The organism is Dyella ginsengisoli (assembly GCF_044904665.1).
Classification (GTDB): domain Bacteria; phylum Pseudomonadota; class Gammaproteobacteria; order Xanthomonadales; family Rhodanobacteraceae; genus Dyella_A; species Dyella_A ginsengisoli.
Genome location: NZ_JADIKM010000004.1, coordinates 60,345 through 78,245, shown reverse-complemented (window position 1 = coordinate 78,245; position 17,901 = coordinate 60,345). Strand labels below are relative to the sequence as shown.

The following is a 17,901-nucleotide window of genomic DNA, read 5'->3' as shown; positions in this document are numbered from 1 at the left end:
CCGGCACTGGACCTTTCGTTCCAACACCCACGCAAGGATTTGCCTAAGTGAAACCGCTTCGCCTGTTTTTCTGCATCGCCACACTGGCCCTCGCCGGCACCGCCATCGCCGACGCGCAGGACATGCCCGACCACGACCTCGCCGGCAGCCACGATCATCCGCTGGTGTCGCGTTTCGCCGGCTCGGTGATCACCGGCTATCGGGCCGTCGACTACGACCGCATGCTGCTGCCGCTGGGCAAGACCGTCGACGACAAGCTGTCGAAGTCGGACACTGTCGAGGGACGCATCACCCGCATCGCGTACGTTGCCCCGGCGGGCAAGAGCGCGCTGGAAATCTTCCGCAACTTCCGGCAGGCGCTTTCGGCTGCGGGCTTCACGACCCGCTTCAGCTGCGAAGGCGACCCCGGTTGCGGCGATGGCTACCAATTCGCCGATGCCGTGGTCGACCCCGTATTCCAGCAACTCGAATCCGAGGACCGGGGGCTGATGTCCAAATCGCTTTATCCGTCGAATGACAATCTCGACGCACTGACTGCCCACCTCTCCCGCCCCCAGGGCGACGTCGACCTGGTGCTGCTGGTGGCCAAGGACGACAACGAGCTGCCCGGCATATTCCTGGAGATCTGCGAACATGAACCGATGGCCACCGGCCAGGTCAGCGTGGATGCCAAGGCGATGGGCGACGGCCTGGCCAGTGCCGGCCACGTGGCTCTGTATGGCCTGCACTTCGCCAACGACAGTGCAGCGATCGATCCCTCGTCGAAGACCACGCTGGCCGAAATGGCCAAACTGATGAGCGAACGTCCCGCACTCAAGGTCTACATCGTGGGTCACACCGACGACACCGGCGCCGCAGCGCACAACCTCACCTTGTCGCAGCAGCGCGCGCAGGCCGTCGTGCAGGCGCTGGCCGCGGACTACCACGTCGCGGCCAACCGCATGACCGCCGAGGGCGTGGCGTCGTGGGCGCCGGTGGCCAGCAACGCCACCGAGGCCGGCCGCGCGCAGAACCGTCGGGTCGAGCTGGTCGCCCAGTGATTGGCTTCGCGGGAGCGGATAGCCGCTCCCGCGAATTCATGAGACACGCACGCCAGCCAGGCGACGCTGCAATGGCGGGCGCGAGTTCAGCGTGACCGTGATGGATATCGCCCGGCGCCTGGCGAAAACGATGCTTCCAGCCTGGAGAGTCAACGCAGGGCGCGCATGCCGGAATCGGTTGCCATGTGCAGCGGCGGCGGATAGCGGCGCCCCGCGCGCAGCGGCTGGTAGCACGGCGCCTCGCGATGAAATGCTTCCTCGCCATTGTCCGGATGCCAACCCGGAATGCCCGAGAGCGGGAGCGGACGCAGCTCAAGAGGATCGGCGAGCGCCCGGCTCGCGCTGATAGCGGTCGCCGCCGCCTGCGCGAGATCGGTCATCGAAAGATCGCGACCGGCTTCGAACACCAACGCCTTGCCCACCAGCAGCTTGCCGGGCGTGAGCGCATGTTCGAGCAGGGCATGGCCGAACACCGCGACGGCGATGCGCCCGTCGTGCCATGCCGAGCGCTCGCGCCAGAACAGGCCGTGCCAGTCGTGCGCGTCCCACAGCGCCAGCAGCGCAGGATCGGACACGCGCACCAACACGCCGGCTTCGTCAAAATGGGTCATCGCGCACTGCGGGCGCGAGCGCTGGCGCGGGCCCATGCGGGCGATCTCCTGCACCTGCCGCCGGTTCAGCGCGGCCTTCAGCGTGGGATGGCGCAGCCACACCAGCGCGTTGAACAGGTCGTGCCAGTTGCGCTCGCGGGTGGCGACGAGGCCGCGCTCGGCGATGCGCTGCTCGTAGTGCAGGCCATCGGCGAGCAACGCGGCATCCTGCAGCGCGAAGCGCGGCATCGACGCATCGGTCCGCCGCGCGTTGAGTTCATCGATCGCGGGCCAGTGCGGCCCATGCAGCCACGCGTCGAACTCGCACCAGTCGGCCAGCGGCGGCGCCGCGAACACGGTCGGATCGACCGCCTCGCGCGCCGGGGCGACGTAGCGCTGCCGCTTCACACCACCGGCAGCACGGTCGGCGCCAGGCGGGCGTGCAGGTCGTGCTCGCTGGCCGCCTCCACCAGCACCTGCACGAACTGGCCGGGCTTGAGCTTCTGCCCGTCGGCGATGAGCACGGTGCCGTCGATTTCCGGCGCATCGGCGGATGAACGCGCCACCGCGCCCGCTTCATTTGCCTCGTCAACCAGCACGGTGATCGTGCGGCCAACTTTGCGCTGCAGCTTGGCAGCGGAAATCTCAGCCTGCACCGCCATGAACTGCTCCAGGCGATCTTCCTTCAGCTCCTCGGACACCGGATCGGGCAACTCGTTGGCGCGGGCGCCGTCCACCGGCGAATAGGTGAACGCGCCGACGCGATCGAGCTCGGCCTCGCGCAGGAAGTCGAGCAGTTCCTCGAACTCGGCGTCGGTCTCGCCGGGAAATCCGACGATGAAGGTGCTGCGGATGGTGAGATCCGGCACCACCTTGCGCCAGGCGCGGATGCGCTCCAGCGTCTTGTCGATGTTGCCCGGGCGCTTCATCAATTTGAGGATGCGCGGGCTGGCATGCTGGAACGGGATGTCCAGGTACGGCAGGATCTTGCCCGCGGCCATCAGCGGCATCAGCTCGTCCACGTGCGGGTACGGGTAGACGTAGTGCAGGCGCGTCCACACGCCCAGCTCGGACAGACCATCGCACAGCTCGGTCATCCGCGTGCGGTAGCTCTTGTCGCGCCACAGGTGCTCGGCGTACTTCACGTCCACGCCGTAGGCGCTGGTGTCCTGCGAGATCACCAGCAACTCCTTCACGCCCCCCTTCACCAGCCGCTCGGCCTCGCGCAGCACCTCGTCGACGGGGCGCGAAACGAGGTCGCCGCGCATCGAGGGGATGATGCAGAAGCTGCAGCGGTGGTTGCAGCCCTCGGAAATCTTCAGGTAGGCGTAGTGCTTGGGCGTCAGCTTCACTCCCGTATCCGGAACCAGATCCAGGAACTTGTTGCGCGACGGTGGCAGCGCCGCATGCACCGCGCTCATCACGCTGGCGTAGTCCTGCGGGCCGCTGATCGACAGCACGTCCGGGTAGGCCTCGCGGATCAGCTCCTCGCGCTTGCCCAGGCAGCCGGTGACGATCACCTTGCCGTTCTCGTGCAGCGCCTCACCGATCGCGTCCAGCGACTCCTGCACCGCCGAATCGATGAAGCCGCAGGTGTTCACCACCACCGCGTCGGCCGCGTTGTAGCTGGGCACGATCTCGTAACCCTCGACCTTGAGCTGGGTGAGGATGCGCTCGGAATCGACCAGCGCCTTGGGGCAACCGAGGCTGACGAAACCGATCTTCTGGGTGGGGGCGGGCGTGGACATGGCGGATGACCGAAAGAAGCAGCCGCCGATTGTACCGCGACCACGCGCCGCGGCCGCCTGCGCCCAATGTCTAACTCTCATCTGACGGTAGCCTCGCTAGGCTCTGCGGCCTTTCGCATGGCGCCGGGCCATTCGCAGGCCGCTGCGGCGCCGAACCATTCCTACCCTCAGCCAAGGACATTCCATGGGCCAGATGATCACCCTCCACAGCGACACCCCGATCGGCGCATACCTCGCCGAGCCCGCCAACCCGACCCGCGGCGGCATCGTGGTGATCCAGGAGATCTTCGGCGTCAACGCACACATCCGCGACGTGGCCGACCGTATCGCCGCCGCCGGCTATACCGCCATTGCACCGGCCCTCTTCGACGCGGTGCAGCCGGGCGTGGAGCTCGGCTATGACACGGACGGCATCGGCAAGGGCGTCGCCCTGATGGGCCAGGTCGGCTTCGAGCGACCGCTGAAGGACGTGGCGGCCGCCGCCAAGTACATCGCCCACACCGGCAAGGTCGGCACGGTGGGCTTCTGCTGGGGCGGCACGGTCGCCTATGCCGCGGCGATCGAACTGGGCCTGCCGGGCGTGAGCTACTACGGCGGCGGCAACACCCATTTTGTCGACCGCCCGGCCAAGGCGCCGCTGATGTTCCACTACGGCCTGAAAGACACCCACATCAGCGCCGACGACCGCGCGAAGGTGGCCGCGGCCAACCCCGACGCCCCGCTGTACGAGTACGACGCCGACCACGGCTTCAACTGCGACCGTCGCGCCACCTACGACGCGGCGAGCGCGAAGCTGGCGTGGGCGCGCACGCTGGCGTTCTTCGCCGAGCACATCGGCTGATACCGCAGGCATGGAACTACACGAACGGGGCGCTTCGGGCGCCCCGTTTGTCGTTAGGCATCGCAACATCCAGCCACTCGGCGCGATCGCTCCGACATCGACCGCGCGGTCGCGACGCGCCTAGACTGCGGGCCTGCGCATCGACCGACGGAATCACGCATGGGCCAGTCCATCCACCTCAACACCACCCGCCTGCACTGCATCGGCGCCTACCTCGCCCGGCCCGCCGACACGCCGCGCGGGGGCATCGTGGTGGTGCAGGAGATCTTCGGCGTGAACGCGCACATCCGCGCCGTGACCGACCGCTTCGCCGACGCGGGCTACGTGGCCGTCGCACCGTGTTTCTTCGACCATGTGGAAAGCGGCGTGGAGCTGGCTTACGACGAGGCCGGCTTCACCAAGGGACGCACGCTGGTGGCCGAGGTCGGCATCGAACTGGCGGTGGACGACGTGGCCAGTGCGGCCGAGGCCATCGCCTCGGCCGGGCGCATCGGCGTGGTCGGCTTCTGCTGGGGCGGCACCGTGGCACTGCGCGCCGCCCAGCGGCTGGGCCTGCCCGCGGTGAGCTACTACGGCGCGCGCAACCCGGCCTATCTCGACGAGGTGCCCAGGGCGCCGGTGCTGTTCCACTTCGGCGAGAACGATCCGTCCATCCCGCCGGAAACGGTACAGCTGCATCGCGAGAAGCTGCCGCAGATGGACGTCCATACCTACCCCGCCGGCCACGCCTTCAATCGCGACGTCGACCCGCACGCCTATCACGCGCCCAGCGCGCAGCTGGCCTGGCAGCGCACGCTGGACTTCTTCGCACGCGAACTTGGGGGCGCGGCATGAATACGACGTTCATGCTCGATGCCCGGCTCGCCGCGGACTCGGTACCGGTAATCGAGCTGCCGCTGTGCAGCGCGCGCCTGATGAACGACGCCCGCTTCCCCTGGCTGCTGCTGGTGCCGCGGCGCGACGGCATGAGCGAGATCCACGATCTCGATCCCACGGACCAGGACCAGCTGTGGCGCGAGATCCGCTTCGCCAGCGCGGCCCTGCGTGACGTGGCGCCCTGCGACAAGCTCAACCACGGCGCGCTGGGCAATATCGTGCGCCAGCTGCACGTGCACATTGTCGCGCGCGTGGCGGGCGACGCCGCCTGGCCCGGCCCGGTGTGGGGCAGCGGCGCGGCGCAGCCGTACGAGGCCGCCTCGCTGGAGGCCAGGGTTACCGCGCTGCGCTGGCGGCTCGCCGATCACGAGGACTGACGTATCGTGATCGCACCGCTCCGCGACGAGGCGCTGGCCGAGGACGCGCTGCTGCTGCACTTCGGCGACGCCATCGACGAGGCGACCAGCGCCCGCGTGCTGGCGGCCGCGGCGGCGATCGCGCGGCATCTGCCGTCGCTCGAATGCGTGCCCGCCTACGCCAGCCTGCTGCTGCGCTTTGAACCGGCGGCGTGGCGTGGCGAAGCAGGCGACACCCCGCATGCGCGGGTGCGCGCAGCCGCGGCCGAGGTGCTGGCATCAAGCGACGTCGCGCACGCGCCCTCGCGGGAGGTGGTGATCCCGGTGCTCTACGGCGGCACGTACGGGCCGGATCTCGACGCGGTGTCGCGGCACGCCGGGCTGGGCGAGGCCGAGGTGATCGCGCGTCATGCGGCCGGTCGCTATCGCGTGGCGATGCTGGGCTTCGCGCCGGGCTTTCCCTATCTGCTGGGGCTTGATCCGCGGCTGGCGGTGCCGCGACGCGCCGATCCGCGTGCGCGGGTGCCGGCCGGCAGCGTGGCGATCGGGGGCATGCAGACCGGCATCTATCCCGAAGCCCTGCCCGGCGGCTGGCAGCTGATCGGCCGCACGCCGCTGAGGATGTTCGACATGCGCGCCACGCCGCCGTCGCGGCTGCAGCCCGGCGACCGGGTGCGCTTCGAGGCCATCGACACGGCGCGTTTCGACGAACTGCAGGGGCGCGACGCGTGAGCCTGCGGGTGCTGCAGGCGGGCCTGCTCACCACCGTGCAGGACGGCGGCCGCCCCGGCCATGCCGCGCTCGGCCTGGGCCGCGCCGGCGTGATGGACCGGCCGGCCTGGCGGCTCGGCAACGCGCTGGTCGGCAACGCCGGCGACGAGGCGGTACTGGAAATCACCTTGCGCGGTCCAGTGCTGGTGATCGAGCGCGCCACCCGGCTCGCGCTCACCGGCGCGCCCATCGACGCCCGCCTCGACGACATCGCCCTGCCGCCATGGACCGCCGTGGACGCACCCGCCGGCAGCACGCTGCGCCTGGGTGGCATGCGGCAGGGCTGCCGCAGCTACCTGGCGCTGCGCGGCGGCATCGCCACCGAGCCGGTGCTCGGCAGCCGCAGCGAAGACCTGCACGCGGGCATCGGGCCGCTGGGTGGACGCGCATTGCGTGCAGGCGACGTGCTGCCCATCGGTGCGACGCCCGATCTCGCGCCCGTCCGTGCGGTGACCGTGCGCCGCTGGGGCGTGGACCCGCAGCCGTGGTTCGACTTCGCCATGACGCCGATCGCCCTCCTCCCCGGCAGCCACGTCGACGCACTGGATGACGACGCCCGCCGCCAGCTGCACGGCGCGCGGTTCCGGCTGAGCGCATCGAGCAACCGCACCGGCAGCCGGCTCGATGGCCCGGCGCTGCACCTGCGCGCGCCGCTGGAACTGATCTCCGCCGCCGTGCTGCCGGGCACCGTGCAGCTGCCGCCGTCCGGCCGGCCGATCGTGCTGATGGCCGAGGCGCCGGTGACCGGCGGCTATCCGCGCATCGGCCAGGTGGCGGCGGCGGACCTGCCGCGTATGGCCCAGCGCCGGCCCGGCGATGCCGTATGCTTCGAGGCCGTTTCGCTGGAGCAGGCGCTGGCCCGCCAGCACGAACGCGAGCAGCAGCTGCACCGGCTGGTGCAGCGCGTGATCGACCGAGGGGAGTCCCGCTGACGTGAACCGCATCGACCTCAACTGCGACCTCGGCGAATCGTTCGGCGCGTGGCGCATGGGCGAGGACGCCGCGCTGCTGGCCCTGGTGAGTTCGGCCAACGTCGCCTGCGGCTTCCACGCCGGCGATCCGGCGATCATGCAGCACACGGTGGTGCTGGCCGCGGAGCGCGGCGTGGCGATCGGCGCGCACGTGTCGCTGCCCGATCTGCAGGGCTTCGGTCGCCGCGAGATGGCGGTGACGCCCGCCGAGGTACACGCCATGACGCTGTACCAGCTCGGCGCACTGCACGCCTTCGCCCGCGCCGCGGGCACCGCCGTCGCCCACGTCAAGCCGCACGGCGCGCTATACAACATGGCTGCGCGCGACCGCGCGCTGGCCGAGGCGATCGCCGATGCCGTGCGGGCGTTCGATCCGGCGCTGGCGCTGTTCGGCCTCGCCGGTTCGGCGCTGCTGGACGCCGGTCGCGCCGTCGGGCTCAAGGTGGTCTCCGAAGCCTTCGCCGACCGCCGCTACCGCGCCGACGGCTCGCTGCAGCCGCGGCGCGAGCCCGACGCGGTGATCGACGACGCCGACGCTGCCACCGCGCAGGCCCTGCGCATGGCGCAGCGCGGCGAGGTGACCGCCGTGGACGGCCAGCGCGTGGCGCTAAAGGCCGACACGCTGTGCCTGCACGGCGACGGCGCACACGCGGTGGACTTCGCGCGCCGGCTGCGCGCCGCGCTGGAAGCAGCCGGCCTGCGCATCGCTGCGCCCGCGGCAGCATGAGCACGAAGCGGGAACGTCCACGATGAACTACTGGCCCCTGCTCGGCGTCGCGGTGATCGCGCTGGGCTTCGTGCTGCGCTTCAACCCGGTGCTGGTGGTGGTCGCCGCAGCGCTGACCAGCGGCCTGCTGTCGGGCATGGCGATGCCCGACCTGCTGGCCCTGCTGGGCACCAGCTTTGCCTCCAGCCGGATCCTGCTGATCATCATCCTCCCGCTGTCGGCGATCGGCCTGCTCGAACGCGCCGGCCTGCGCGAACATACGCGGCGCTGGATGGCGCAGCTGCGCGGCCTCACCCTGGCGCGCCTGCTGATCGGCTACCTGCTGGGGCGCCAGCTGCTGTCGATGATCGGACTGCAGGGCGTGGCCGGCCCGGCGCAGACCGTGCGTCCGCTGCTGGTGCCGATGACCGAGGCCGCCGCCGAGCGCATCGATCCGCAGCTCTCCGAGGAGGAGCGCGACCGGCTGCGCGCGCTCGCCGCGGCCACCGACAACGTGGGGCTGTTTTTCGGCGAGGACGTGTTCATCGCGCTGGGCGGGGTGCTGCTGATCCAGAGCTTCTTCGCGCAGCACGGCATCGAGCTCACCCCAGTGTCGATCGCGGTGTGGTCGATTCCCACCGCGGTGGCCGCGTTCGCGATCCACAGCGTGCGCATCGTCTGGCATCAGCGGCAGATGGCGCGACGGGCGCGGGCGGCGGGGCGCTGACGATGCTGCAGATCGCCCACGCGCAGTGGCTGATGGCGCTGTTCCTGCTCTACACCGGCTGGCGCAACCTGCGCGAAGGCCATGGCTGGCGCGCCGTGTTCTGGCTCATCCTGGGCGTGCTGTTCGCCGGTGGCGACGCGGTGCTGCGCGCCAGTGCGGCCGGCCACGCGCTGCCGGCGCAGGTGGCGGGCGTCGCGGTGATCGCGCTGGCGCTGATCGCGCCGCGCCTGCGCAGCGGCGGCGTGACCGAGGAACACTCGTCCGCGCAGCGGCTGGCCTCGGCGGTGCGGCTGGGCCACCGCCTGTTCGTGCCGGCGCTGGTGATCCCCGGCGTGACGCTGCTCGTCGCGCTGCTGGGCGACCACCTGGCCTGGCACGGCCATCGCCTGTTTGCCGCGGACCGGATGACCCTCACCGGGCTCGCGCTGGCCTGCCTGCTGTCGCTGTTCGCCGCCGCGTGGGTCACCCGCAGTTCGCCGGTGCGCGGGCTGGTGGAGGGGCGCCGGCTGCTGGACACGATCGGCTGGGCGGCGCTGCTGCCGCTGCTGCTGGCGGCGCTGGGCCAGGTGTTCACGCGCAGCGGCGTGGGCGACGCCATCGCACATCTCACCACGGCGTGGCTGCCCACCGGGAGCGCGCTGGTCTGCCTGCTGGCCTACGCGCTGGGCATGGTGGTGTTCACCGTGATCATGGGCAATGCGTTCGCCGCGTTCCCGGTGATGACGGCCGGCATCGGCCTGCCGCTGCTGGTGGTACAGCACGGCGCCAACCCGGCCATTCTCGGCGCCATGGGCATGCTGTGCGGCTACTGCGGCACGCTGCTGACACCGATGGCCGCGAACTTCAACCTGGTGCCGGCTGCGCTGCTGGAGCTGCGCTCGCCCTACGGAGTGATCCACGCACAGGTGTGGACCGCGCTGGTACTGCTGGCGGCCAACCTGGCGCTGATGGCCCTGCTGGTTTTCCGATAGTCCTCACAGGCGACGCGCACATGGCATCGACGCTTCCACGCATCCTGCTGACCGGCTTCGATCCGTTCGGCGGCGAGACCATCAACCCCTCGTGGGAGGCGGTACGCGCCCTGCACGGCCGGCGCCTCGCCGGGCATCGGGTGGTGGCGCGCCAGCTGCCCACCGAATTCGCCCGCTCGCTCGTGGTGCTGAAGGCCGCGCTGCGCGAAGTGCGCCCGGCCATCGTGCTGGGGGTGGGACAGGCCGGCGGGCGCAGCCGGCTGTCGATCGAGCGTGTGGCGATCAACGTGGCCGACGCCCGCATCTCCGACAACGCGGGCGCGCAGCCGATCGACGTGCCGGTGGTGGCGGACGGCCCCGCGGCGTATTTCTCGAACCTGCCGATCAAGGCGATGCTGGCCGCCCTGCACGCGGCGGGCCTGCCCGCGGAAATCTCCAATACCGCCGGCACCTACGTATGCAACCACGTCGCCTACGCCATGGCGCATTTCACGGCGCGCCTGCGCGGCGTGCGCAGCGGCTTCATCCACATTCCGTTCCTGCCCGACCAGGCGGTGCGGCATGTCCATGCGCCGAGCATGGCGCTGGAGGACGTGACGCAAGGGCTGGCGATCGCCCTGCGCGTGGTTGCGTCCACCGATGCGGACATCCGCGCTGCCGCGGGCACGATCAGCTAGGGAATGCCTGACTTTGCCCGTCATCCCAGCGCAAGCGGGGATGCCGGGCGAAAAGCAGGTTGTTCAGACTCCCCCCAGACGATCGTGCCGGACGACGGCCGCGGTCGATCAGTAGCCGCGCGACTGATCCTCGATGCTGCTGCCGGCCGCGCTCTTGCTCTTCTGCTCGTCGTTCATCTTGAGCGGAGCGTGGTAGTCCTCGAGGGCGCGCGCCTTGGTTTCCTGCGGGTTGATCTGCTTCAGCTCACCCTTGTCGTCGTAGTACACGAGCACGCCGTAATCGAGCGCGATGCGCGCCATGTACTCGAGATGCTGCTTGCGCACCTTGGAGTCGTCGCTGGGGGTTAGCAGGATGGTCTTGGGCAGCTTCCCGGCGTCCTTGAGGTAGGCGAAGTGGCTGCCGGTGTCGATCGCGCTGAGCACGGCGCCGTCGACCAGGAACTGGCCGCTCTTGTACGCCTGGATCACCGTGTCGAAATGCTGCTTCGCCTGGATCGCCGCCACTTCCGTCTTGACGTCGCCGCGATGGCAGCCGGTGAGGACGAGCGCGCTGGCCAGCACGGTGCCGGCAACCAGGCGGCCGGCGAGGGTGGAAAGACGGATCATGCGGATCTCCTGCAGGGCATTCGTGACAGCGCTCGAGTGTAGCGCCGGCGGGCGGTGGCGTCGGGGGCGAAGGAGCGTGCGTTCAGGTGCGCGGCAGGGTCACGCCCTGCTGGCCCTGGTACTTGCCGCCGCGATCCTTGTAGCTGGTCTCGCACTCTTCGTCCGATTCGAAGAACAGCATCTGCGCCACGCCCTCGTTGGCGTAGATGCGCGCCGGCAGCGGCGTGGTGTTGGAGAACTCCAGCGTCACGTGACCTTCCCACTCGGGCTCCAGCGGGGTCACGTTGACGATGATGCCGCAGCGCGCGTAGGTGCTCTTGCCCAGGCACACGGTGAGCACCGAGCGCGGGATGCGAAAATATTCCACCGTGCGCGCCAGGGCGAACGAGTTGGGCGGAATGATGCACACGTCCGCCTCGACGTCGACGAAACTGGTCGGGTCGAACGCCTTCGGGTCGACGATGGTGGAGTTGATGTTGGTGAATATCTTGAACTCGCGCGCGCAGCGCACGTCGTAGCCGTAGCTGGAGGTGCCGTAGGAGATCAGCTTCTGGTGGTCGCGCACTTTCACCTGGCCCGGCTCGAACGGCTCGATCATGCCGTGCTGCTCGGCCATCCGGCGGATCCACTTGTCGGGTTTGATGCTCACGCGCGCTCCGGTCGTCAAAGGGTCGGTGCAGCCAACGTCGGCCGCCGCCAAGTACGAAAAAATAGCACGGGGACGACCGCTCAGGCTTGCGCCAGCGCCCGGTCCAGCCGCGCCAGCAGCGCGGACAGCGCCTCGCGCAGGGCCGGTTGACCGAGGATCCACGCCGGCTCGCAGCCGACGCCCGGCAGCGGCACCGTACCGGAGACGTCGTCCAGCACGGTGGCCGACATGGTGCGCAGGATCTCGACGAGGGCGTCCTGCGCGTGATGCGAGCCGCGCCCCGAGGCGTTGATCAGCGCCACCGGCTTGCCCGGAAATTCCAGTCCACCGACCAGCCAGTCCAGCGCGTTCTTGAAAGCGCCCGGCACGCCGTGGGCGTATTCCGGACAGGCAATCAGCAGCGCATCGCAGGTGCCGACCGCCTCGCGCAGGGCCGCGACGGGGGCAGGCAGCGGATCGCGTTCGTCGTCGGGGTTGAACCACGGCAGCGCCGCCAGGCCGTCATGCAGAACCAGCTCCAGCGACGGCGGCGCGAGCACACGCGCCGCCTCCAGCACCGCCGTGTTGGCCGAGACGCGCCGCAGGCTGCCGGACAGGCACAGCACCCGGCGACGCGGGAGCACCGTCATGCCGCCGGCGCGCCCTGCACCACGATCTTGCCCAGGCCCAGCGACTTGTTGCGCGGCTGGCGCGACAGCCGTCCCGCCGCGTTGCGGGCGATCTCGCGGTAGCGTGCGGCGAGATCGGACTCGGGCATCGCCACCACGGTCGGGTTGCCGCCGTCGGCCTGCTCGCGGATGCGGATGTCCAGCGGCAGCGAGCCGAGGTAGGCCACGCCGTACTGGTCGGCCATGCGCTGGCCGCCGCCCTCGCCGAAGATGTGCTCCTCGTGGCCGCAGTTCGAGCACACGTGGGTGGCCATGTTCTCCACCACGCCGAGCACCGGCACCTCGACCTTCTCGAACATCTTCAGCGCCTTGCGCGCATCGAGCAGGGCGATGTCCTGCGGCGTGGTGACGATCACCGCGCCGGCCACCGGCACCTTCTGCGACAGCGTGAGCTGGATGTCGCCGGTACCGGGCGGCAGGTCCACCACGAGGTAGTCCAGCGCGTCCCAGCGCGAGTCGTTGAGCAGCTGCATCATCGCCTGGGTGACCATCGGGCCGCGCCAGATCATCGGCGTCTCCTCGTCGACCAGGAAGCCGATCGACATCGCCTGCAGGCCGTGCGCCTGCATCGGGATGATGCTCTTGCCGTCCGGCGACTGCGGCTTGCCGCTGATGCCCAGCATGCGCGGCTGGCTGGGGCCGTAGATGTCGGCATCCAGAATGCCGACCTTCGCGCCTTCGGCCGCCAGCGCCAGCGCGAGGTTCACCGACACGGTGGACTTGCCCACGCCGCCCTTGCCCGAGGCGACCACGATGATGTTCTTCACGTTCGGCAGCGGCGCCAGCTGCCCCTGTACCTTGTGCACCTGCACGCGACTGGTGACGGAGACCGTCGCCGCCGCGATGCCCGGCTCGGCCTGCAGCGCGTCGCGCACCCGCGCAGCCAGCGCCTCGTGCGCCGTGGCCGCCGGGTAGCCAAGCTGAAGGTCGACCGATACGCGGTCGCCGTCCACGCCGATGGCGCGCACGGCGTCGACCAGCGACGCGCCGGTGTGGGGGTCGGTCAGTTCGCCGAGGATGCGGCGCACCAGGGCTTCATTCGCCTGCGTCATGGGGGCATGTCTTGGGTGGAGAGACCCGCGATTATGCCAGCCTCGATCGCGTGCCCGGCTGCGCCAGATCAGGCCGGATGCCGCCGATCAGGGTCTTGCGCAATGCAGCTTGACCCGCCCCGGGGGCCTCGGCACGCTCGCCCCATACGCTTTCGTACGGGAGGATCACCATGACACTGCTGTCCCGCTTCACCCTCGCCACCGGCCTGTTGCTGATCGCCGGCTCCGCCTTCGCCGCCACCGACACGCCGGTCGGCACCTGGAAGACCATCGACGACAAGACCCACCAGCCCAAGTCCATCGTCGAGATCACCGAGAACAACGGCGAGCTGCAGGCCAAGGTGGTCAAGGTGCTGAATTCCGACGAGGGCCCGAACCCGATCTGCAAGAAGTGCGACGGCGCGCGCAAGAACCAGCCCGTCGAGGGCATGACCATCATGTGGGGCGTCACCAAGGACGACGACGTGTGGGACGGCGGCAAGATCCTCGACCCGAAGAACGGCAAGGAATACAAGGTCAAGCTCACGTTGATGGACGGTGGCCAGAAGCTCGACGTGCACGGCTACATCGGCTTCGCCCTGCTCGGCCGCTCGCAGGTGTGGGAACGCCAGCCGTAACCGGCGCTTCGCGCTCCCCCGAAAGCCCGCCTCTCGGCGGGCTTTTTTGTTGCGCCGACGCGGCATGCAGGGCCGGGGCGATTTGGACGTCCATGCCATAATGCGCGGTCACTTCGCCAAGCAAGCTGCCATGAGCCGTCGCCTCCTCGTCACGAACGCCCTGCCCTACGCCAACGGCGCGCTGCACATGGGCCACCTGCTGGGCTACATCCAGGCCGACATCTGGGTGCGGGCGCAGCGCATGGCCGGGAACGAGGTGGCCTACGTCTGCGCCGACGACGCGCACGGCACGCCGATCATGCTGGCGGCCGAGAAAGCCGGGCTGGCACCGGAGGTCTACATCGACGGCATCCGCGCCGGTCATGAGGCCGACTTCGCGGCCTTCGGCGTGGCATTCGACCACTACCACAGCACCCATTCGGACGAGAACCGCGAGCTGGCGACGCTGATCTACACGCGCCTGCGCGACGGCGGCGCCATCGCGCGGCGCGACATCCAGCAGCTGTTCGATCCGGACAAGCAGATGTTCCTGCCGGATCGCTACATCAAGGGCACCTGCCCGGTGTGCAAGACGCCCGACCAGTACGGCGACAACTGCGAGAACTGCGGCGCCACCTACGCGCCGACCGACCTGATCAACCCGTACTCGGTGATGTCCGGCGCCACGCCGGTGCTGCGCGACTCGGAGCACTACTTCTTCCAGCTGTCCAAGTTCGAGGGCCTGCTGCGCGACTGGTTCGCCGGCAAGTACTCGAACGGCCAGCCGGTGGCCAACAGCGGCGTGGCGGCCAAGCTGCGCGAGTGGCTGGACGGCGGCCTGAAGGACTGGGACATCTCGCGCGACGCGCCGTACTTCGGCTTCCCGATTCCCGACGCGCCGGGCAAGTTCTTCTACGTGTGGCTGGACGCGCCGGTGGGTTACCTGGCCAGCTTCAAGGCGCTGTGCGACAGGACGGGGCTGAGCTTCGACGACTTCCTCGCGCCCGGCAGCACCGCCGAGATGCACCATTTCATCGGCAAGGACATCATCAACTTCCACGGCCTGTTCTGGCCGGCGATGCTGCACGGCGCCGGCTTCCGCACGCCCACCGCGCTGCACGTCAACGGCTACCTCACCGTCAACGGCGCGAAGATGTCCAAGTCGCGCGGCACCTTCATCCAGGCGCGCACGTATCTCGACGCCGGGCTGAACCCGGAGTGCCTGCGCTACTACTTCGCCACCATGCTCGACGACGCACCGGTGGACGTGGACCTCGACCTGAAGGCATTCGAGGAGCGAGTCAACTCGCACCTGGTCGGCAAGTGGGTGAACATCGCCAGCCGCACCGCGGGCTTCGTGCACAAGTTCTTCGAGGGTCGGCTCGCCGAGCGTTTTGGCGCCACCGAAACCGCGCTGTGGAACCGGCTGCAGGAGCACTACGACGGCCTCGCCGAACTCTACGACCAGGGCCAGTTCGCCGAGGTCACCCGCCGCTTCGTACTGATGGCCGACCTGGTCAACGGCCACATCGCCGCCACCGCGCCGTGGACGCTGGCCAAAGACGAGTCGCGCCGCGTCGAGCTGCACCATGTGTGCTCGTTCGCGATCGCCGCGTTCCGCCTGCTGGGCGGCCTGCTCAAGCCAATCCTGCCGGCCACCGTGGCGGCGGCCGAGCAGTTCCTGGCTGCGCCGATCATCGATTTCGACAGCGCCCGCGCACCGCTGCACAACCACATCATCGCGCCCTTCGAGCCGCTGCTCGGCCGCCTCGATCCGAAGCAGATCGAAGCCATGGTCGAGGCCTCGAAGGAGTCGCTCGGCGCTCCCGCCGGTGCGCCCGCTCCCATCGAAAAACCCAAGCAAGCGAAGAAAGCCATGACCGACGCCACGCCCGCCCCCGCTTCCGCCGACACTGCCGCCGCAACGGCCGCCACCATCGGTATCGACGATTTCGCCAAGCTCGACCTGCGCGTGGGCAAGGTGATCACGTGCGAATTCGTCGACGGTTCTGACAAGCTGCTGCGCTTCGAGCTGGACGCCGGCGCGCTGGGCACGCGGCAGATCTTCTCCGGCATCCGCGCCGCCTACGGCGAGCCGGAAAAACTGGTGGGCCGCAACGTGGTGTTCATCGCCAACCTGGCGCCGCGCAAGATGCGCTTCGGCCTGAGCGAGGGGATGATCCTCTCGGCCGGCGACGGCGGCAGCGACCTGTTCCTGCTCGACGCCGACGCCGGCGCCAGGCCCGGCGCCACGGTGCGCTGAAGCCCGTTCAACGGCGGCTGTAGGTAACGAACACGCCGACCAGGTCGCCGTTCTCGTTGTACGGCGCCATGTCCACGTACCGGTAGCCGCGCGCCGCGAAGTCGGCATGCGACCTGGTGAGCTGGCCGGCCAGGTGGTCCTTGCGCATGCCGAAGTGGGCGTCGATGAAGACGGTGACGCTCTGGGGTGCTCCGGCCGGCGCGGTGTCGGCACGCGCCGGACCCACGTGGCCCAGCGCGACCGAACCGACCGCACCGATGGCGGCGGCCAGCAGCAGCGAAGCGACGGTCAGCGGCGCGCGTTTCAGCGGGAAGACTTTCATGAGCAGACTCCGGAAGCGGGAATACGGCAGTATCGGATCGGCGATTATCGCCCCGACCGCCCACCACGCATGAGCGAACCGATCGACACTCTGGCCACCCGCATCGACGCGCTCCTGCCGCAGACCCAGTGCGAGCAGTGCGGCTTCCACGGCTGCCGCCCTTACGCCGAGGCGATCGCGCGCGGCGAAGCCCCGATCAACCGCTGCCCGCCCGGTGGCGCGGCCGGCATCGCGAAACTCGCCGCATTGCTCGATCAGCCGGCACTTGCGCTCGATCCCGCCCACGGCGTGGAGAAGCCGCGCACGCTGGCACGCATCGTCGAGGCAGACTGCATCGGCTGCACCAAGTGCATCCAGGCCTGCCCGGTCGATGCCATCGTCGGCGCGGCCAAATTGATGCACACCGTGCTGATCGACGACTGCACCGGCTGCGAACTGTGCGTGCCGGCCTGCCCGGTGGATTGCATCGTGCTCGAACCGATGCCGCTGGCCTGGGCGGAGGACGCCGACCGCGCCGCGGCGGCGCGGTTGCATTTCCAGCGTCGCGAGGCCCGGCTGGCGCGCGAGCGTGCGGCCCACGAGGCGGAGCTCGCCGCGCGCAAGGCGGCGGTGGATGCCGCAGCCACCCCGAGCAACCCCGTGCTGGCCGCGCTGGCTCGGGCCAGGGCGAAAAAACAGGGAACCCCCGAATGAAGCGCGCCGATGTCGTGGAGATGTTCACCCGCCTGCGCGAGCTGAACCCCAAGCCCACCACCGAGCTGGCCTACACCACGCCGTTCGAGCTGCTGGTGGCCGTGGTGCTCTCCGCCCAGGCCACCGACGTCGGCGTGAACAAGGCCACGCGCCGGCTCTACCCGGTGGCCAACACGCCCGCGGCGATCCTCGCGCTGGGCGAGGACGGGCTGAAGGGCTACATCAGCACCATCGGGCTGTTCAACGCCAAGGCGAAGAACGTCATCGCGCTGTGCCAGTTGCTGATCGAGCAGCACGGCGGCGAGGTGCCGCGCGAACGCGAGGCGCTGGAAGCGCTGCCCGGGGTGGGCCGCAAGACGGCCAACGTGGTGCTCAACACCGCCTTCGGCGAGCCGACCATCGCGGTGGACACGCACATCTTCCGCGTCTCCAACCGCACCGGCCTGGCCCCCGGCAAGGACGTGCGCGCGGTGGAGGCGAAGCTTGAAAAGGTGGTGCCACCGGAGTTCAAGCTCGACGCCCACCACTGGCTGATCCTGCACGGGCGCTACGTGTGCAAGGCGCGCAAGCCGGATTGCCCGAACTGCGTGATCCGCGACCTGTGCCGCTACAAGGACAAGACCCCGGGCTGAACCACCGCCGGCGGAAAAGCGATGTAGTGGGGTACGTGTTTGGCTTGGCACAAAAGCAAACGGCGGGCTGCTGCCCGCCGTTTTCCGTCCCTGGGTCGAACTCCCTTCCGATAATCGGTACCACGCCTCCGGCATCTTGCCGGAGG

Annotated in this window: 21 protein-coding genes; 14 read left to right on the top strand and 7 right to left on the bottom strand. The window is 69.6% G+C overall.

The genetic code is table 11. From position 1 onward, the window contains the following. Positions 1-47: 47 nt before the first annotated feature. Entirely contained in the window at positions 48-1,040 is a 993-nt protein-coding gene (locus ISP17_RS14660; RefSeq protein ID WP_404634468.1) for an OmpA family protein, read from the top strand. A gap of 149 nt (positions 1,041-1,189) precedes the next feature. Here ISP17_RS14660 and ISP17_RS14655 read toward each other — a convergent pair whose 3' ends face one another. Both ISP17_RS14655 and rimO read right to left on the bottom strand, forming a co-directional pair. After that, a complete protein-coding gene (locus tag ISP17_RS14655) occupies positions 1,190-2,038 on the bottom strand; it encodes a DUF3025 domain-containing protein (protein ID WP_404634466.1) in 849 nt (282 codons plus the stop codon). Then, on the bottom strand, positions 2,035-3,378 hold the full coding sequence (gene rimO, locus ISP17_RS14650; RefSeq protein ID WP_404634464.1) for a 30S ribosomal protein S12 methylthiotransferase RimO: 1,344 nt from the start codon (positions 3,376-3,378) through the stop codon (positions 2,035-2,037). Before rimO ends, ISP17_RS14655 begins: the two co-directional genes overlap by 4 nt. 184 nt (positions 3,379-3,562) lie before the next feature. On the opposite strand from rimO, the gene ISP17_RS14645 reads away from it, so the two are divergent. The 9 genes from ISP17_RS14645 to pcp all read left to right on the top strand — a co-directional run bounded on the left by ISP17_RS14645 (position 3,563) and on the right by pcp (position 10,274). Further along, positions 3,563-4,219, top strand: a complete 657-nt coding sequence (locus ISP17_RS14645) for a dienelactone hydrolase family protein (protein WP_404634462.1) — start codon at positions 3,563-3,565, stop codon at positions 4,217-4,219. 159 nt (positions 4,220-4,378) lie between these two features. Continuing rightward, the gene (locus tag ISP17_RS14640; protein WP_404634460.1) at positions 4,379-5,053 is read left to right on the top strand and encodes a dienelactone hydrolase family protein; all 675 of its coding nucleotides are present in this window, start codon (positions 4,379-4,381) and stop codon (positions 5,051-5,053) included. Then, positions 5,050-5,472, top strand: a complete 423-nt coding sequence (locus ISP17_RS14635; protein WP_404634458.1) for an HIT domain-containing protein — start codon at positions 5,050-5,052, stop codon at positions 5,470-5,472. The genes ISP17_RS14640 and ISP17_RS14635 overlap by 4 nt, the downstream gene beginning before the upstream one ends. A gap of 6 nt (positions 5,473-5,478) precedes the next feature. Continuing rightward, a complete protein-coding gene (pxpB, locus tag ISP17_RS14630; RefSeq protein ID WP_404634456.1) occupies positions 5,479-6,183 on the top strand; it encodes a 5-oxoprolinase subunit PxpB in 705 nt (234 codons plus the stop codon). Next, positions 6,180-7,154: a 5-oxoprolinase subunit C family protein gene (locus tag ISP17_RS14625; RefSeq protein ID WP_404634454.1), complete on the top strand. Its 975-nt coding sequence runs from the start codon at positions 6,180-6,182 to the stop codon at positions 7,152-7,154. The genes pxpB and ISP17_RS14625 overlap by 4 nt, the downstream gene beginning before the upstream one ends. Position 7,155: 1 nt before the next feature. Further along, positions 7,156-7,920 (top strand): LamB/YcsF family protein, encoded by a 765-nt coding sequence (locus tag ISP17_RS14620; protein ID WP_404634452.1) that lies wholly within the window; start codon positions 7,156-7,158, stop codon positions 7,918-7,920. Between the two features lie 22 nt (positions 7,921-7,942). Then, the gene (locus tag ISP17_RS14615) at positions 7,943-8,626 is read left to right on the top strand and encodes a DUF969 domain-containing protein (RefSeq protein ID WP_404634450.1); all 684 of its coding nucleotides are present in this window, start codon (positions 7,943-7,945) and stop codon (positions 8,624-8,626) included. 2 nt (positions 8,627-8,628) lie between these two features. Next, positions 8,629-9,597: a 5-oxoproline transporter, DUF979 family subunit gene (locus ISP17_RS14610; RefSeq protein WP_404634448.1), complete on the top strand. Its 969-nt coding sequence runs from the start codon at positions 8,629-8,631 to the stop codon at positions 9,595-9,597. A 20-nt stretch (positions 9,598-9,617) separates the two neighbouring features. Next, complete coding sequence (gene pcp / locus ISP17_RS14605; RefSeq protein WP_404634446.1) at positions 9,618-10,274, top strand: pyroglutamyl-peptidase I; 657 nt, start codon at positions 9,618-9,620, stop codon at positions 10,272-10,274. Positions 10,275-10,382: 108 nt separating this feature from the next. Here pcp and ISP17_RS14600 read toward each other — a convergent pair whose 3' ends face one another. The 4 genes from ISP17_RS14600 to apbC form a co-directional block, all read right to left on the bottom strand. Then, positions 10,383-10,880, bottom strand: coding sequence for a hypothetical protein (locus ISP17_RS14600; RefSeq protein ID WP_404634444.1), 498 nt, complete (start codon positions 10,878-10,880; stop codon positions 10,383-10,385). Positions 10,881-10,962: 82 nt separating this feature from the next. Beyond that, positions 10,963-11,529 (bottom strand): dCTP deaminase, encoded by a 567-nt coding sequence (dcd, locus tag ISP17_RS14595; protein WP_404634442.1) that lies wholly within the window; start codon positions 11,527-11,529, stop codon positions 10,963-10,965. Between the two features lie 80 nt (positions 11,530-11,609). Next, positions 11,610-12,158, bottom strand: a complete 549-nt coding sequence (locus ISP17_RS14590) for an NADPH-dependent FMN reductase (RefSeq protein ID WP_404634440.1) — start codon at positions 12,156-12,158, stop codon at positions 11,610-11,612. Beyond that, the gene (apbC, locus tag ISP17_RS14585; RefSeq protein WP_404634438.1) at positions 12,155-13,249 is read right to left on the bottom strand and encodes an iron-sulfur cluster carrier protein ApbC; all 1,095 of its coding nucleotides are present in this window, start codon (positions 13,247-13,249) and stop codon (positions 12,155-12,157) included. Before apbC ends, ISP17_RS14590 begins: the two co-directional genes overlap by 4 nt. Positions 13,250-13,419: 170 nt before the next feature. Between apbC and ISP17_RS14580 the strand changes: the two genes are divergently transcribed. Both ISP17_RS14580 and metG read left to right on the top strand, forming a co-directional pair. Further along, positions 13,420-13,866: a DUF2147 domain-containing protein gene (locus ISP17_RS14580; RefSeq protein WP_404634436.1), complete on the top strand. Its 447-nt coding sequence runs from the start codon at positions 13,420-13,422 to the stop codon at positions 13,864-13,866. 130 nt (positions 13,867-13,996) lie between these two features. After that, complete coding sequence (metG, locus tag ISP17_RS14575; protein ID WP_404634434.1) at positions 13,997-16,108, top strand: methionine--tRNA ligase; 2,112 nt, start codon at positions 13,997-13,999, stop codon at positions 16,106-16,108. 7 nt (positions 16,109-16,115) lie between these two features. Here metG and ISP17_RS14570 read toward each other — a convergent pair whose 3' ends face one another. Next, entirely contained in the window at positions 16,116-16,430 is a 315-nt protein-coding gene (locus ISP17_RS14570) for a hypothetical protein (RefSeq protein ID WP_404634432.1), read from the bottom strand. Positions 16,431-16,499: 69 nt separating this feature from the next. Here ISP17_RS14570 and ISP17_RS14565 point away from each other — a divergent pair, with 69 nt between their 5' ends. Both ISP17_RS14565 and nth read left to right on the top strand, forming a co-directional pair. Next, a complete protein-coding gene (locus ISP17_RS14565; protein ID WP_404634430.1) occupies positions 16,500-17,123 on the top strand; it encodes an RnfABCDGE type electron transport complex subunit B in 624 nt (207 codons plus the stop codon). Further along, positions 17,120-17,755: an endonuclease III gene (gene nth / locus ISP17_RS14560; RefSeq protein ID WP_404634428.1), complete on the top strand. Its 636-nt coding sequence runs from the start codon at positions 17,120-17,122 to the stop codon at positions 17,753-17,755. Before ISP17_RS14565 ends, nth begins: the two co-directional genes overlap by 4 nt. Positions 17,756-17,901: the final 146 nt, after the last annotated feature.